At 30.3% G+C, this 17,988-nt stretch carries 10 protein-coding genes and 1 riboswitch; of the genes, 1 reads left to right on the top strand and 9 read right to left on the bottom strand.

Features of this window, described 5'->3' with window-relative positions:
• Positions 1-633: 633 nt before the first annotated feature.
• Positions 634-1,626 (top strand): HD-GYP domain-containing protein, encoded by a 993-nt coding sequence (locus tag BW929_RS04000; RefSeq protein WP_076544100.1) that lies wholly within the window; start codon positions 634-636, stop codon positions 1,624-1,626.
• On the opposite strand, the gene BW929_RS03995 is transcribed toward BW929_RS04000, so the two are convergent.
• The 9 genes from BW929_RS03995 to BW929_RS03955 all read right to left on the bottom strand — a co-directional run bounded on the left by BW929_RS03995 (position 1,623) and on the right by BW929_RS03955 (position 17,986).
• Complete coding sequence (locus BW929_RS03995; RefSeq protein WP_076544099.1) at positions 1,623-4,037, bottom strand: bifunctional diguanylate cyclase/phosphohydrolase; 2,415 nt, start codon at positions 4,035-4,037, stop codon at positions 1,623-1,625. The genes BW929_RS04000 and BW929_RS03995 overlap by 4 nt on opposite strands.
• A 163-nt stretch (positions 4,038-4,200) precedes the next feature.
• Positions 4,201-6,288: a methyl-accepting chemotaxis protein gene (locus BW929_RS03990; protein ID WP_076544098.1), complete on the bottom strand. Its 2,088-nt coding sequence runs from the start codon at positions 6,286-6,288 to the stop codon at positions 4,201-4,203.
• 81 nt (positions 6,289-6,369) lie between these two features.
• Positions 6,370-7,791, bottom strand: coding sequence for an HD-GYP domain-containing protein (locus BW929_RS15335; RefSeq protein WP_076544097.1), 1,422 nt, complete (start codon positions 7,789-7,791; stop codon positions 6,370-6,372).
• 411 nt (positions 7,792-8,202) lie between these two features.
• Complete coding sequence (locus tag BW929_RS03980) at positions 8,203-10,248, bottom strand: sensor domain-containing diguanylate cyclase (RefSeq protein ID WP_076544096.1); 2,046 nt, start codon at positions 10,246-10,248, stop codon at positions 8,203-8,205.
• Between the two features lie 257 nt (positions 10,249-10,505).
• Positions 10,506-11,747: a sensor domain-containing diguanylate cyclase gene (locus BW929_RS03975; RefSeq protein WP_076544095.1), complete on the bottom strand. Its 1,242-nt coding sequence runs from the start codon at positions 11,745-11,747 to the stop codon at positions 10,506-10,508.
• 89 nt (positions 11,748-11,836) lie between these two features.
• Complete coding sequence (locus BW929_RS03970; RefSeq protein ID WP_076544094.1) at positions 11,837-12,553, bottom strand: methyl-accepting chemotaxis protein; 717 nt, start codon at positions 12,551-12,553, stop codon at positions 11,837-11,839.
• 69 nt (positions 12,554-12,622) lie between these two features.
• Positions 12,623-13,801, bottom strand: a complete 1,179-nt coding sequence (locus BW929_RS03965) for a HAMP domain-containing protein (protein WP_076544093.1) — start codon at positions 13,799-13,801, stop codon at positions 12,623-12,625.
• A gap of 201 nt (positions 13,802-14,002) precedes the next feature.
• Positions 14,003-14,089: riboswitch (cyclic di-GMP riboswitch) on the bottom strand.
• Positions 14,090-14,184: 95 nt separating this feature from the next.
• A complete protein-coding gene (locus BW929_RS03960; protein WP_076544092.1) occupies positions 14,185-15,804 on the bottom strand; it encodes a sensor domain-containing diguanylate cyclase in 1,620 nt (539 codons plus the stop codon).
• Positions 15,805-16,042: 238 nt separating this feature from the next.
• Positions 16,043-17,986, bottom strand: a complete 1,944-nt coding sequence (locus tag BW929_RS03955) for a methyl-accepting chemotaxis protein (RefSeq protein ID WP_076544091.1) — start codon at positions 17,984-17,986, stop codon at positions 16,043-16,045.
• Positions 17,987-17,988 lie beyond the last annotated feature (2 nt).

Raw genomic sequence — 17,988 nt, 5'->3', positions numbered from 1 at the left:
CTTTTGTGTTTTAAAATATTTAAGCTCAATATCAGAAAATAAAATTATTTTTATTATATTTCAGTAAACGAATCACTCCTTTTCAAAAACAAATTCTCTTCTTTATTATTTCGAATATAATGTTTTTTTAGAATTTTACCTTTATTTTGACTTACTCAAATTATATATAAAATTAAATTAAATTTCAAGCCTTTTTAACTAAAATTTTATCTATTTTTTAATAAAATTAAGTGTTTTTTAATTAAATTAATTGAATGATTCTTGTTATCAATATTAATTAGTATTTTTATCCTTTTTATCTCAAAAAAGATTGGATTGTTTATCTTTTCAAAACTAAATTTTTAGTAAATTTTTTATTAAATATAATTATCTTCTTTCAATTTCATTACTTATTTTTTCTAATTATTTTTAAACCCCTGGGTGATTTACTTTTATTAACTATTTTTCTTTCAATAAATTAGTTTTAAGATCAAACAATATCTTCAACCATTTTATACTGTTCATTTAATCTAATAACTTTTATTGAATTAAATTGCAAGATGAGAAGATATATCATATTATAAATATAGGTAAATTTTTATCTGAGTAAATCAACAGAGCAGGAAAAGAAATGATTGAGGAGTGTCTATTTTAATGAACTTATTTGAAAATTTTTTTGAGAATTATATTAATGAAGTAGGAGAACGAAGAGGAATTCACAGTAATGTGTTAAATGTTTATTTATTATTAGCCCTAATATCATTATTAGATATTCTGGTTAGGGGAGTATTTGATCAACTTATCTTAGATTATCTATACATATTTCCAATTATTCTGGCAGGATTTGTTTCTCAAAAAATAGGTTTTATAGTATCCCTACTGACGACATTGATGAGTTTTTATGTTAATCCGATATTAAGAAGTTATATACTAAATATTGATAAATATAATAGAGATATAGAATTATGGGCTGTCATTCTTGTCACCAGCATTTACTTCCTAATAGCTTTAATCAGTAATATGTTAATTAAAAAAAATCGTGCAGCCCGCCAAAATCAAGATAGGCTTAAAGAAACTCTACTTAAAACTACAAGCTCGTTAAGTAAAGCTCTTGACAGTAGGGACAGATATACAGGCAACCATTCTAGCAATGTTGCCCAAATTTCTTTTACAATAGGTAAAGAATTAGGACTATCTTCAAAAGAATTATATAGACTTAAACGAGCTGCTTATCTACATGATGTTGGTAAAATTGGGATTTCAGATATTATTTTAAATAAAGAAGGTTCACTTTCACTTGCTGAATATAATTTAATTAAACAACATTCGGAAATAGGATATCAAATCATTAAAGATATACCGGGTTTAGAAAAAGAAGCCAGGGCGGTGCGTTATCACCATGAACGATGGGATGGATCTGGGTATCCAGATGGCCTTGCAGAGAAAGATATACCTCTATGGGCGAGAATAATTTCTGTTGCAGATAGTATTGATGCTATGATTTCCCGACGAATATATAAAGAAGCAAAACCTATTGAGGAGGTAATTAAAGAATTAAAGCTTTCAGCCAATAGCCAATTTGATCCAGAAATTGTTGAAGTGGTCCTAACCACTTATAACCAGGGAAAGCTTTATTTGTCTAGTTAATTTTTTTCATGCATAAATTTAATAAATTTAGCTGATAAACTCGGATCAAATTGAGAACCAGCACAATTTTTAATTTCTTCTAAAGCAGCTTCTTTCGATATCGCCTTTGAATAAGGACGTTCATGAGTCATTACATCATAAGCATCAATTATAAAAATTACTCTTGCCAGATATGGTATGTCTTCTCCCTTTAATTGATTTGGATAACCGTTACCATTCCAATGTTCATGATGTGCTAAAATATCTTCAGCTACTGCTGCAAATTCTTCTGATGATTTTGCTATTTTATAACCATATTCAGGATGCTTTTTAATCATGTTCCATTCTTGAGTATCTAATTTATCTTCTTTTTTTAAAATTTTTTCCTTAATATTTATCTTACCAATATCATGCAGAGTTGCTATCATTGAAAGTCGATTCTGTTCAGAATTTGAAAGCCCTAAACTTTCTCCAAATTCAAAAGCTAACTTAGTCATTCTAACAGCATGTTCTTCTGTTTCACTACTTTTTTCATTTAAAACATTTATTAATCTCTTAACTATATTACTTTTAATACTACGACTTTCAGATAACTTATTTTTATACATTTTATCGTCAGCTTCTCTTAATATTTCTTCTATTTTCTGCTCTGACCTTTTTTTAGTAGCCCTGCCAAGAGCAATAGAAATTGGAAGCATATCATTTTTGGTTTCTTTACATTTCTTTTTTATTCTACTGACAATTTGTTTTGCCTCATTTTTTGAAGTATTAGGTAATAAAACAGCAAATTCATCTCCACCCTGTCGGGCTAATATATCTTCTTTTCGAAGTGAACTCTTAATTATTTGAGCTGCCTTTTTTAACATTTCATCACCTTTATCATGTCCATAACTATCATTAATAATTTTTAACCCATTTAAGTCGGCAACTAAAATACTAAATGGCAACTTTCTAGGAGTATCCAGTCGTATCATTTCTTCTTCAAAAAATCTGCGATTGTAAAGACCTGTTAGTGAATCATAATAAGTTAACTTTTCAATTTTACGATCATCTAAATTCTTAGAAATTGCTCTGGTTATAACTTCTGTAAATATATTAATATATTTTATTTTTTTACTTTGACAGATTTCATTTTTACTGTTTCCAAAAATATAGCCGCCAAACAATCTATTCTCGATATATATTGGTACAAAGACTGCAGACTCAATATTTAATGAGTTTAATAGCTTCTTCTTCATTTTATTTCCTTGAGATAAGTTATCGACCTTACAAATTTTAAAATAATCATTATCTTTAATTTGCTTTATCAACCAATTAAGGCTATTTACTGGTAAGTTTTGCAAATCATTAATATGAAACTTAAAATTATTATCAGCCCATTTATGTATGCTTGAAATAAACTTTTCCTCATCTGAAAATTTAAAAATTTGAATGAAATCAATATCAAAAAACTGTCCGATTTCAGCCAAAGAACCATTTATTTTTTTGTCAAAATTATTTGTGCTTAAGTTTACTAAATCCGAAGAAACTCCAGCAAGAACTCTTTGAAACTTATATTGATTTTCTAGTAAAACTTTAGTCTCATTTAGCTTTTTGATTTTCAATTTTAATTCAGAAATAATCTGATTAAATGCAGTACTAATTGTTCTATAAAAAATTATTAAAATTACCAGCAATATTACTATAAAAACAATTCCAATCCGAACTGTTAATAAATCTAAAGAATCATATAAATCTAATTCGGATTGAACAACTTTTAACCAATAATTAGTATTTAAAATTTTTCTATATTCTAATATATAATTTTCTTCTTCAAAAGGTTTTTTAATTTCTCCTTTATTATATATTATTTCTGATTTAATATCACCCTTATTAAAGTTTTGCATAAATTCATTAATATCAAATACAATTAAATCATTTCCTACTCTCTTCCCATTTTTAGCTAAAATTGGTGAATCAATGATAACCAGGTTTTTCTTTTTAATTAGTCCAACATTTAATTGATTAGAAAAATGATTATAAAATGATTTGATTCTATCAAAATCCAAGTTTCCATATTGAACAACTATCTGATTTTCATTGGTTACTCTATAAGCAGCAAGAATATCATCTGAAACTTGAACACCATCCAAATATTTAAATTTAGTATATTTTTTTAGTTCATCTAGTGTAATTTCCTGGTTATCATACTCAATTAATTTATTTTTTATCATTGTTCTACTGGAAAGACTTTTACTTTCTTCAATATATTCATTAAACTGACTTTCTATACTTATTTCATATATAGAAACTTGTTTATAAAAATTGTTTTCAAGAGAATCTTCTAATCTTCTCTTCAGCGGAGAAAAAATTCCAAGATAAAAAAACAAAATGATTATAATAACCGAAATTATAGTAACCTTCATAATCCTATTTATATTATATTTATCCATTAAAACACTTCCCAAATGAAATCTAGTTGTTTAACATTATATATCTTATAATTTTTTAACTTCGAGCTTTATTTTAACATATAAAGCTCACCTGTCACAACTTTTGTTAAAGTAAATAAAGTGCCAATATAATACTGGCACTTTATTTGTTTTTCATTAAATATTAAAGTTCAAATTGACTCACAGCATTTGTTAGATCATTTGCCATAGCTGCAAGTTCATCTGCTGCACTAACTATTTCCTCAGTTGATGCACTTTGTTCTTCACTGGCGGCTGCTACCTCCTGAGAATTACTGGCAGCTTCTTCACTTACTTTTGCAATTTCTTTTACTATAGTTTCTACTTCACCAGCATTTTGATCTACTTTATTTGACTTATTGTTTATCTGCCCTATAAGTTTTCTTAATTTAATTGCAGCTTTATTTATTTTGCCAAATGATTCACCTGTATTTTGAATTGCAGAGACACTTCCATTTACTACCTCTTCCGTCGTATCCATCTTTACTACTGCATCTCCAACTCCATTTTGTATTTCTTTTACAAGATCTCCAATTTGATTAGTGGCACCTTCAGATTCCTCTGCCAACTGTCTTATTTCATCGGCAACAACCGAAAATCCTCGTCCTGCTTCTCCAGCTCTTGCGGCTTCAATGGCAGCATTTAAAGCTAAAAGATTTGTTTGAGCTGCTATATTATTGATTAATCCCACTATCTCACCAATTTTATCTGATAAATCTCCCAAGTTATTAATCGTTTTAAATACCTCTTTAGAATTTGTTTTTACTTTTTTTATTTGATTAACAGAATTATCTACAGATTCATTCCCTTCATTAATATTTTGCATTACATTTTCTGCCTGAGTATCCATCTCTTCAGAATTTCTCTTAACACTTTTTATTTGTTTAATTAACCCATTAATTTTAGTATTTGTCTCTTCTACCTGAGCCGACTGTTCTTCTGCTCCAGAAGCAACCTGCTGAATAGACTCTCCAACCTGAGTAGCAGCAGTTGCCACTTCCTCCCCAGACGCTGACAATTCCTCACTGGAAGCAGATAAATTTGATGATATGTCTGCCACTTTCCCAATCAAACCTTTTAAATTACCAATCATTTTATCAAGCGATTTAGCTAACAATCCAACTTCATCTTTTCTATTAAGATATGCACCAGGAACCTTTATATTTAAATTTCCCAATGCTATTTCTTGCGCTATATCACTTGCTTTATTGATAGCTTTTGTTATACCTTTGGTAATAATTACTGCCAGTAAAACACCTGCTATTAAAGAAATAATTACTGTTATAATAAGCTTTCTAATAGCTGAAACTTCTTCCATTTCTATCTCCAACAACTGATCTTCCTGTAAGTTATCAGCACTTTCTATAAATGCTTCTGCCTTGTTTTCCATAAGTACTTTATTTTCATCTTTAATCTGTTCCAGACCATTAACCTCTCTAAAAGTATTTTCTGTAGCTTTAATCTCTGCTAATATTTCTTTTCCAATTTCTATATCATTTGTTTTATCAAATCCTTGAATTAAATTATTGACAATAGTTTCTGACTCTGAAAAATTATTTATAATTTTTTCAGCATATAATTTTTGCTGTTCAAAATTAGCCAGGTTAATAATATAATTTCTTTCCTGTAAACCAATTTGATTAATATTTTCTTTTAATTGGTTTGCATATTTAATTGTATTTATTTTTTTCTCTAAATTTTCTGCTTCAAAGTTAGAACTATTATTACTATTATTGTTAAGACTAGCCATTATATTATCAAGTTCTTCATTTTGCACTTCCACTATCCTACTTACACTGCTCAAAAGATTCTCTTCTGATTTCAAAAAATTATTTCTAAGTTCATTCTGTTTAAATAATGATTCTGCATATGTATTTACTGCTTTTTCATATTGAGAAGCTATCTTTTCCATTTCATTTATATCATTTTTATCTTTTTGCTGCTGCATTTTATTTTTTGTACTCTCAGACTGCTTCAGCATACTGGATAACATTTTATTAATTTCTTTAAGATATTCCTTATCATTTTTTAACATCAAATTTTTTTCATTTTCTTTAATTTTTAAAGCAGTTGACTCATAATATACCGCATCATTGGTTATTGCTAAATCTAATTTTATGTTTTTTAATCCATTATATCCTACAAATGTTAATATAATACTAATTAATAAAAGCAATGTAAATCCACCACCAATTTTTACTCCCAGTTTCAAATTCTGATAAAATTTTACCATTTATAATTTTCCTCCTTAAACTAATAACTTAAATTTCAAATTTAATATTTTTTAATCACGTAATATGTATATATTCACTTTTCACCGGACTAAATTTAATTGTTTTGTATCAATATCTTTATCTATTTCAGAAATTTCATCACCTATCATATCTAAAAATACATCAACTACTTCTGGCGCAAATTGCGTTCCTTTATTTTTTCTTATTTCCGATAACGCTGTTTCTTTACTTAATGGTTCTCTGTATGCTCTTTTTGATCTCATTGCATCCCAGGAGTCAGCTACACAAATCATTTGAGATATTAATGGAATTTCTTCGTTCTTTAAGCCAGCTGGATATCCTTTGCCATCCCATCTTTCATGATGATATAAAATATATTTTGAAATATGTTTCAAAGCATCAGAATCTGATAAAGATTTATTTCCCCAGATTGGATGTTTTTTAACTAATTGAAATTCTTCATCATCCAATTTTCCTTTCTTATTTAAAATACTAACAGGAACCAGTAGTTTACCAATATCATGTACCATGCCTGCCCAATAAGCATCATTAATCATCTTTTTTGACACTTCCATTCTTTCTGCAATTTTAACAGTTAAATTTGCCACATTTTCAGAATGACCTCTCGTGTAATGATCATAAATTTCTAAAATCTTAATTATTGAGCCAGTTAATTCTTTAGTAAATTCCTCCTGCAAATTATTATAATACTTAAAAGCAAAAAAGGATGATGCCAAAACTGCAAAAGAATTTAGTACTTTTTTAGTTGTTTCGCAGAATTGTTTATTACTTCCAGCTGCAATATCAAGAGAAATTCTTCCGACAATTGATTCGTTCATATTAATGTCAATATAAAGAGATTTTTTTATTGGCTTTAATGCTTTTAAAAGATCAGCTTTATATTTTTTAGATACTTTATCTATATTTATAGAATAATCATCTGAAATAAATACACCTTTATTATTATAATCAAATAAAGTTTTTTGTTTGATTTTTATATTTTTTAGAACATTAAAATCATGACCAATAGAATTTACAAATCTGCAAAGGTCATTTTCTATAATATATATTTTCCCATAGTCTGCTTCTGGAACAATTTTAACAGCTGCATCTAATAATTGTGATAAAAAATCGTCTTCATAAAATATGTTCTGTTTATTTAAATTAGAAACAATATTAATCATTGAGATAAATCTTTCATTCATTTGATTAAGTTCATCTAAAGATTCAACTAATTCCTCATTATTAGCCATAAGCTGCTCATTTAAAGCATCAACTTCATCTTTTCTTTTGTTAATGTTATAAGTATACTTACTAATTAATAAATATAACAAAATAGCATTTGATAAAACATAAAAAAACCCTTTATAATCCTGAATTTTATTGTAGTAATCTATATCGCTTATTAAAAATAACAAAATTTTATCCGAAAAATATATCCAGGCAAAACCTACTACCAAATAAATTATTATTATCTTTTTTTGTTTTAAAAAACGATTCATATTTTCTCACCAACTTAAGTATAAAATATTAGCTATAATTATAATTTAGTCAATTAGCCTTTAGAATTGCTAACTTAATCTTTCTAAAATACTGAATTTTTTTATTATTTAATCTGTCTACCATAAAGGAGTCACATCATTTATAAACACCTCCACTATAAATTATTTTTTTAATTACTTAGCTTATAAAATAATATTGCTTTTTTATAATATAAGGCATTAATCAGATTCTAGAAAAAATTAATTTCTCCTTGTAATATTTTAAAAAAAGTTAAATTTTTCTTTTATTAGAAACAGTTATTAATAAAAAAAGAACCCTATGCAGGATATCTTTTCACCCTGAAGAGGATTCTAAAAAAAACATATATTAATTTTTTATACTATTATAGCCATCAAATACTTTAATAACTTCTATTTTCGACCTTTATTTAAATACATATTCTGATCTGCTTTATTAAAAATCTTATCCAGACTGCTGCTGTCATCTATCATAACCTCAAAACCAAACGAGATCGACAAAGGTTTCTCCAGGTTTCTATCCTGGTTAAATTCTTTAATATTTTTTTCCAATCTCTGGCAAAAACTTTTTGCTTCTTTGTATCTGGACTCAGGTAAAATCATAGCAAACTCATCTCCACCTATACGAGCAATAATATCTTCAGTTCTTGCAGTTTCCTTTAGTATTTGGGCTGTATTAACTAAATACTCATCTCCTTTTTTATGGCCATAAGTATCATTGATGATCTTGAGACCATCCAAATCTCCAATCACAATTGTTATTGGATGCTGGCGGGAAGAGCTCAGTCTTTTTAATTCATTTTCAAAATATCTTCTATTATATAGACCTGTCATTTCATCATGAAAAGAAAGATATTCTATTCTTTTTTCTCTCTTCTTTCTTTCCGTAATATCTCGATATAAACCATAGATACCGATCTGCCCATTTTCTAATTTAATGGGAAAACCCTGCAGATGAACATTTATTTTATCACCATTTTTGGTTTTTCTTAGACTCTCACCTTCAACTTTTTTACCTCCTTTTACTTCCTCAGTATATTCCTGTCCTGATTCTAATAATTCCTCCGGTAAGATATAATCATCAATATTTTTATTTATAAGTTCTGATTGTGTAAATCCAAATAGAGACTCAAATTTTTTATTAACTTTAATTACTCGATGTTTATTATCTAGAAGAACTATTGCTTCTGTAGAATTATTAAAAAGCTGTTCAAAATATGCTTTTTGTTCTTTTAGTTTTTCTTCCTGTCTTTTTCTTTTTGTTATGTCAATACCGGTGGCTACAACATATTTAATATCATCTGCATCATTTAAAATAACATTATTGGACCAGACAATTAATTTTTCTTCCCCAGTTTTTGTCAGCAGATAATTTTCGTATTTATAGGGATAATCCTTATTTTTTAGTCGACAAAAAGTGTCGATAACATCTTTTTTATCTGTTTCTTTTATAAATAAATCCCAAAAAATTTCCCCTTTTACTTCATTTTCTTTATAACCTGTAAGCTCCTCAGCGGCCTTATTAAAACGAATAATTTTACCCTCCGAATCTATTAATAAAACAAGACTGCTCTGCACCTCTAAGATAGTTGACAGAAAATTTTTCTGTTCTTTAATTCTTTCCTGAGCATATATTCTATCTAATGATGCGGTAACATGTGATATTAAAATCTCTGCTAATTCCAGATCATTTTTACAAAAAGCATTCTTTTTAGATGCTGCTGCCTGAAAAACTCCATAGTTTCCAATCGGAATACTTATCCCTGACTTATAAATGTTTTTTATAGCCACCGCTTCAAAACTATTTTGAATATCATCAATTATAATACTCTTACCTTCCTGAAATGTTCTGGCAGCAATGCTTTTTTCTGTTATTGGAATCTGCTCCTGCTTAAAGTTGCTGGAAGAAGCCAGTGGTATAAATTGCCCACCTTTTGCTAAAATAACATTACAGAGGGTAAAATCTAAAAGACTCTCAGCGGCTTTTACAGTCATATCGCATATTTCTTTTTCGCTTTTTAGTTCTTTAAAATCTACAGCTATTTTATGTAGCTCTTTAACTATATATTCTCTTTCTTTTTGTTCTGTAATATCTTCGGCAGAACATACTACATAATCCACCTGACCACTTTTATTTAATTTTGGATTTTTAGTTATCGCAAGTAATCTTGCCTGACCTTTATGATTTTTTAACCATTCTTCCGTCTTAATTTTTTTCTTTTCTTTAAAAACCTTTTTATTGCTCAGACTACATATTTGAGTTTCTTTATCAGAGAGAACCTTATTTAATTTTTTATTTTCTAGGGCCTCCTTATCTACACCTAAAAAATCAGCATGTGCCTGATTTGCTTTGCCATAAGTAAAAGGATCCTTTAAATACCAGACCTGTGTTTCAATTGTGTCCAGCAGCATATTCTGCTCTTTATTATTTTCCAGCATCTTTTTCCACCTCAATAAGTTTTCCTTATCCTGAATATAATAATAATTGTTATTAGTATATTCGATACTAAAATCTAAATTCCTTTGTCAACTGGCAACACATTTAATAAAAGAGATTTAAACTCTGCACCTAATTTTTATAATCAGTTTAAATAAAATTTATAAATCTAAAATAATAAACGGCTAAGCTCTTTAGAATTTAAGAACTTAGCCGCTTTAATAATTTAATATTATTTTTACTGTTTTAATTATCTTTACTATCTTTTAAACTCTTCTCTGTTTTTGTTTTTACTTATTTTATCTTTATACATATTATCATCTGCTTTATTAAATATTTCTTCAATATCTTGACTCATCTCAGTTTTAGTTGCAAAACCAATACCCAGTGAAAGATTTTTGTCTCTGATTTTTACTTTCGCACTTTTTTCTTTGATTCTTTTTATAATTTTCTCCGCATCCTTTTCCGGAGTTTGAGGCAATATAAGAGCAAACTCATCCCCACCAAATCTGGCCAGAATATCATCCTCTCTCAAGCTTGACTTAAGCACAGCTGCTGCCTTTTTTATTAATTTATCTCCTGTCAGATGTCCGTGCGCATCATTTATCATCTTTAAACCATTTACATCTATAACCACCAGGCTTAAGGGGAGCTGTTCTTGCTCATCCAGCCTTTTCAGCTCCTGGTCAAAAAAAGCTCTGTTATACAACCCGGTTAGCTGATCATGATAACTTAAAAACTCTAATTTTTTTTCCTTTATTCTCAAACTTGTTAAGTCAACCTGCATTGATAAAATACCGGTCCCACTATCCGGTAGATTAATTTTTGTTTCTTTAAAATGGGTATAATAATGTTTCCCATTTTTATTAGTATTATCAAGATTAAATTCTAAATCCTGTCCACTCAATATAATTTCAATGTCTTTTTTTGCTTCTTCCACTCTTTCTGGGCCAACCAACTGATTAAAAATATTATCTCCTTCTAATTCTTGTTTACTGTAACCGGTCATATTGCAGAGTGCTTCATTAACTTCAAGTATATTACCTTCTGGATCTTCAACCAGCATCCCGATAGGAGCACTATTAAATATTGTTTTATACTGTTCTTCTTTTATTTTTAAAGCAGTTTCTGCATTTTTTCTATCAGTAATATCTTCATGCATAATTAATGCGCCATCTGCAAAGGGAGTAACTATCAACTTAAACCAGGCTGTTTCTGCAGGAGAATACTCGGGATATTCTAATTCAAACTTATCCTCTTCATTTAATATAACATTTTTAATTCCGCATTCAATATCTGAAAAATAATCGGCAGCAGATTTATTTAGTCGTTTAATCAGTTGAATATAGTTTAATCCTATACTGTTATTCTCGACATTTTTCTCACTTTTTAAAATATAATCTTTCCAGTCATCATTTATAAAAATTATTTCTAAATCTTCATTTAAAATCACACTTTTATATGCCAGCGCGTTTAGAAAACACGGTGTGTTACAGAGCACTTTTACCACCCTTAACCTTTTTATGATTTATTATATTCAATTATAATTATATCACTCAAGTTAAGGGAGGTAAAGATGAAATAAATTTATCATAGTTCAAACTTATTGATTAAATCTGTTAATTCAACTGCCATTCTGCTTAAATCTTCGGATGCACTTACAATTTCTTCAGTCGAGGCACTCTGTTCTTCACTGGCAGCTGCTACCTCTTCGGCATTGCTTGCTGCTTCTTCACTGACTGAAGCTATTTCTTTAATTGTTGCTTCAACATCTTTACTATTTCCACTTACTTTTTCTGACCTCTCACTAATATTTTCAATTAAATCTCTTAATTGTACTGCTGCAGAATTAATTTCTTCAAATGCCTTACCGGTATTCCTGATTGCAGAGACACTGCCATTAACTACTTCCTCTGTAGCATCCATTCTATTTACAGCTTTACCAACTCCACTCTGAATTTCTTTGACCAGTCCCCCAATCTGATTTGTTGCATCCTCTGATTCTTCGGCCAGCTGCCTTATCTCATCTGCAACAACTGAAAATCCACGACCAGCTTCTCCTGCTCTAGCAGCCTCAATGGCAGCATTTAGAGCTAAAAGATTGGTCTGAGCTGCTATATTGTTAATTAAATCTACTATCTCACCAATTTTATTTGACAGATCTCCTAAATTATTGATAGTATTTGCTACTTCTTTAGTATTACCTCTTACATTTTCTATCCTATCGACAGAGTTTTCTATTGAATCATTACCGTCATTAATATTATTCATAACTCTATCAGCCTGTTTTTCCATATCTTCTGACATCAATGTAACATTTTCTATCTGTTCTATCAGCTCATTAATTTTACCACTGGTTTCTTCTACCTGTGCTGACTATTCTTCAGCTCCAGATGCAACCTGTTGAATCGATTGCCCAACCTGACCTGCTGCAGTTGCCACTTCCTCACCGGAAGCAGATAATTCTTCACTGGAGGCAGAAAGATTTTCAGCAATAGCTGTAACCTTAGTTATTATTTCATTTAAATTCTCTTTCATTTTATTTAGTGAGGAAGCCAGAACTCCAACTTCATCTTTTCTAGCTATTTTGATATCTGCAACTGACAAATTTCCTTCAGCAATTTTATCTGACATCTCAGCCGCTTTAAGAATTGGGTTGGCAATATAACGGGCAATAAAATAGCTAATAATAATACCGATAATTAAAGCAATTACAGCAATCCAGATACTCATATTTCGGGATGTAACTAATTCTGCTAAAACATCGTCCTCATCTGCAGTCATAGCTACGACCCAACCCTCGAGACCAACTGGGGCATAGGCTAATTCTTTTTCCACTCCATTATATGTATATTCTCCAGTTCCAGAACCCCCTTCTATCATTTTATCAGTTAAATTTTGAAGCTCAGTTTGGCCAGTTAAAATATCTGTATTACCAATATACTGTTGATCCGGATGGGCAATTGTACGTTTTTGCTGATCAATAATCCAGCCATAACCAAAGCCATCAATCTCCATATTTTTAATTAAAGACTGTAAGTACTGGCTTTTTACTGTACCTCCAATTACTCCTGCCAGCTTATTGTTATTAATAATGGGAGCTGCGACAACTAAGACCTCATCTCCCGAAATTCTACTTTTTCTCGGTATAGAAATAGCTGGCTGTTCTGTTTTTATTACTTCCCGAAAATATTCTCGGTCAGAAATATTAATAGTACCCCCATTTAAAATGTTACCTTCTCCTGTTTTATCAACTATCAAAATTGATTCTATATTTGGATTGCTAATTTGTGATAAAAATTCTGTCTGTTCTAACCAGTTCATAGATTTTACTTTTTCTGTATTCGCAAAATCCTCTATCTGAACTTTTAAACCAGAAAGCCACTCAAAAATAATTTGAGCATTCTGCTCCGCACTATTTAAAGAGCTGTCAGCAGTGGAATCCTGAATAAGAGTGCTAATGAAATTATTAAATGCAATAGAAGTCCCCACCATCAAAACTAAAATCATAACAGCAATAATAATTGTCATCTTTCCCTTTAGGCTTGTAAACATTTTTGTCTCTCCCTTTTTATGTTTTTATTAAATAAAATTATACGGCTAATAAATTGTACTCTCCACTTTTAATTTATATAAAACCTATAACTAACCAGTAATCTTTATTAATAAAAGTAATAATTTTCCTTTTAAAATAAAAAAATAAATACCAAAGACTTATTGCCCAGTATTTATTTGATACTCTGATATTTAAAAATCAAAAGCAACCTGGCAGTCATAGATGTCAATTTCCTTAGACCCATAGCTTTGCGCCATTATTTTTCAATAATATTGCCCAATATTTAGTTAAAATTCAAGCCTATGTTAATTATATAACATAGATATATAAAATTAAATAGTTATTTTATGTCATAAAGTAACTATTTTCGACAAAAATATTTTCAACATCTATCAGCAAATTTCTGCTCATACATCCTCTGATCCGCTTTATTGTAACATCGCTTAATATTTTTAATGCTGTGATTCTGATTGGTGCAATCTGTAGTCTCATAACCAAGAGCAATAGTCAGCGGTACCGGTAAATCTTCAATTTTATTTCCCTCTTCTATTCTTGCTAAAATTCTTTCTGCTACATCATCTGCCTTCGAATAATCAGTCTCTGGCAAAATGACTGCAAATTCATCTCCACCAATTCTGGCAACAACATCCTCGGTTCGCACAGTTCTTTTAATAGCTTCAGCAGCTCTCTTAATATACCTGTCTCCCATACTGTGCCCATAAGTATCATTAATATCTTTTAATTTATTCATATCGCCAATGATTATACTGATTGGATACTGCCTGGAATTATGCAGTCTTTTTAATTCCTCATTAAAATATCTTCGATTATAAAGCCCTGTCAGTTCGTCATGATTGGATAGATATTCGATTTCTTCTGCTGCTCTTTTTTCCTGATCTATATCAATATGGATTCCTACAATTCGGACAGCATTTCCTTTTTCATCTCTGTCTGTTACTTTCCCGATATCTCTGATCCACTTCCAGTTGCCATTTTTAGTTTTTAATCTGTGTTCATTAAAATATTCTTCGCTTTGACCATTTAGATGAACTCTTATGTCTTTTAAAGCCTGGTCCCTGTCATCAGGGTGGACTAATTTCAACCAGGTATCAAGATCATTACCCAGATTAGAATATTCATATCCCAGCATCTGAGCCCAGCTTTTATTGAAATGAATATATTCTTCTTCTACATTCCAGTCCCAGACACCGATATTGGCTCCCTCAACAGCCAGCTCTAATCTTTCTTTAACTTCCTTTAACTCAAATTCTCTCTTTTTATTTTCTGTTATATTATCCAGGGCGACATAAATTAACTCACCATGCTTCTTATTTTCAACCGCAAAAACGTGGACATTACAATATTTAATCTTATTATTAACAGTATAAGAAATTTCTCTTTCCCACTCCTGGTTATGCTTAAATTTTTCTTGTGCTTGCTTTAAAACATTCGCATCTATGTTTGGTACAGCAACTTTATTTATATTTTTATTAAGAATATCAGGCTTAGATACTTCAAATATTTCTTCAAATTTTTTATTGGCATTAAGTACTTTTAGATTCTGATCTAATAAAACAATTCCTTCAAGTGAATTAGTAAATAGATTTTCGAAAATTAATTTTTGGTTTTCTAACTTTCTTTTTTGTACTATTCGATGAGAAATATCTATAATCTCAAAAAGCATTTTTTCATTTTCTAATTTTGAATAACGAAAATTAAAATATTTATGATCACCAGCAGCAGTTATTATCTTATATGTTCTGTCGCTGGTATTATCTGCTGAATCATATTGAAAATAATCTTTTACTTTCTTTCTATATTCTGGATCGGGACAAGCTTTTTTATACCAATCATCCATTGTTTTGATCTCAGTTCTTTTATAACCGGTCATCTCTCTAATAGCTTTATTAATAAAAATAATTTTTCCCTGTTGACTGGCTACTATAATTCCTATAGATAAACTATTTATTATATCTTTTTCAAATTTAATAATGGAATCCATAAACTCACCCCTGAAATATCATTTTAATGATAATACTTATAATATTCATTCTTCATAGACCTTTAAATTCCTGTATTTATTTCTTTAATTTGTAATTTTTTAGTCTTAACCGTAATTTTTAATAAAGAAAAACCGCCCCAGAAAAGGACGGTTAAATATATCAAGTTTTAAGTTAAAATCAAAGTATATCTCTCAGCAGCCGAAAAAGTCCTGTTTTCTGTCCGGATAAATAATAATTTTATAACTCAAACTGATCCAGATCAGCCTCCAGTTTTTCAGCAATTTTAGCCAGCCTTTCTGCACTGCTTGATACTTCCTCAGTAGCTGCTAGCTGTTCTTCTCCTGTTGCTGCAACCTGCTGACTGCTGGCAGCAAATTCTTCACTTACAGAAGCAACCTCGCTCATTGAATTTTCTAGATACTCACTATTATCTGCCATTTTTTGAGCATTACTTTTAAGCCTTTTAACTATTGTTCTAAATTGATCTGATGCTGCTTCTATTTGATCAAATACTTCCTCAGTACTATTGATTGCATCAACACTTTCTTCTACAGTTTCCGCATTTTCTTCCATTCTAGAAACTGCTTTTTCCACTTCAGACTGAATTTCATTAATAATTTTAGTTATTCTCTCTGTAGCCCCGGAAGACTCTTCAGCAAGCTCTCTTATTTCATCAGCCACCACAGAAAAACCTCTGCCAGCTTCTCCCGCGCGAGCAGCCTCAATGGCTGCATTAAGCGCCAGTAGATTTGTTTGATCTGAAATATTTCCGATAAACTCTACAATCTCACCAATCTGCTTTGATAGTCTGTCTAAAGCCGAAATTGTGCTGGCCACCTCATTAGAATCCCTCTTTACTTCATTAACTCTGGTAATTGTCAGGTTAACTTTTTTATTTCCCTGTTCTATATTTTCAACCACAATTTTTGAAGCCTGATCCATCTCAAATGCGGCACTTTCCACATCTTCTATTTGATCATTTAATTCTCCCATATTATGGTTCATATCAGTAATTTGAGCTGTCTGTTCTTCAGCACCAGAGGCCAGATTCTGCACTGAGGAGCCAACATCTTCAGCGGAACGGCTGAGCTGGGTTCCCGCAGCCGAAAGTTCCTGACTGGAAGAAGCGATATCCTGTGACATTCTATCAATTTCAGTCATTGTAGACCTTAAATTGTCCTGCATCAGATTAAGAGCTCTGCTTAAATCACCAATTTCATCTGCAGATTTTACCTGTAGCTGTTCAATATTTAATTTACCAGCAGCAATTTTTTTAGCAAAGTTAACTGCATTTAAAATTGGCTTTGTTACATAACCAGCAGCAAAATAAGTAATAATCAAGGCTATCACCAGCGAAATAATAATTACAGTCGAACTTGCTATCAGCTGATCAATCAAACCTGTAAATACCTGATCCCTAGGCAGCTGGACAATAACTCCCCATCCAGTTCTTTCTACTGGAGTAAAAGAGGCAAACTTGTCTTCTCCCTGATATGTATATTCTCCACTTCCCTGGGTTCCATTTATTACCTCAGCAACTACAGAAATATTACTCAAATTTTCTTTGTTTTGAACCAGCTCAGAATCTGGATGACCAATCACCTGCCCCTGATCATTAACTACAAAAGCAAAACTGTTTTCACCCAGATTAGAATCATCAGAAATCCTGCTTAAAACACTTAAATTTATCTGAGCATAAATCATGCCTGAATTTTCGCCATCACTTCTAACTGGAACTCGATAAATTAACTCGGCTTCACCGCGGTCATTAATAAAAATATCTGAATAATCTTTTCCCTGGGCCATCAAATCATTTTCGTTTTTCACCTTAATATTTTCACTAAAAATTTCTTCGTTACCACTGTTATAAACTGCTATCCCATCAATATAACTGTTATACTCAACAGTTTTTAAGAGTAGATTTCGCATTTCTTCAGTCTGCATAGAACTTAAAATCTGAGTCCTGGCAGCTATATCAACCGGTTCTTCTGCATAATCCAGGATTCTATCTATTTCACTTTTAAAACCAAGTGCAAGTTCTAGATTGCTTTTAAAAGCTGCCTCAGTCTGGTTTTTAACACTATTGCTGAGTGTAACATAAGTATATATTCCCAGCGGTATAAGCATTAAAATAAAAACAACCAGCATTAATTTAAGTTTAAAACTTTTTTTGAAAAACATCG

The organism is Halanaerobium kushneri (assembly GCF_900156285.1).
GTDB classification, from domain to species: domain Bacteria; phylum Bacillota; class Halanaerobiia; order Halanaerobiales; family Halanaerobiaceae; genus Halanaerobium; species Halanaerobium kushneri.
Note: the sequence above shows the minus strand (reverse complement) of the source record. Positions and strands in the feature narration are given on the sequence as shown.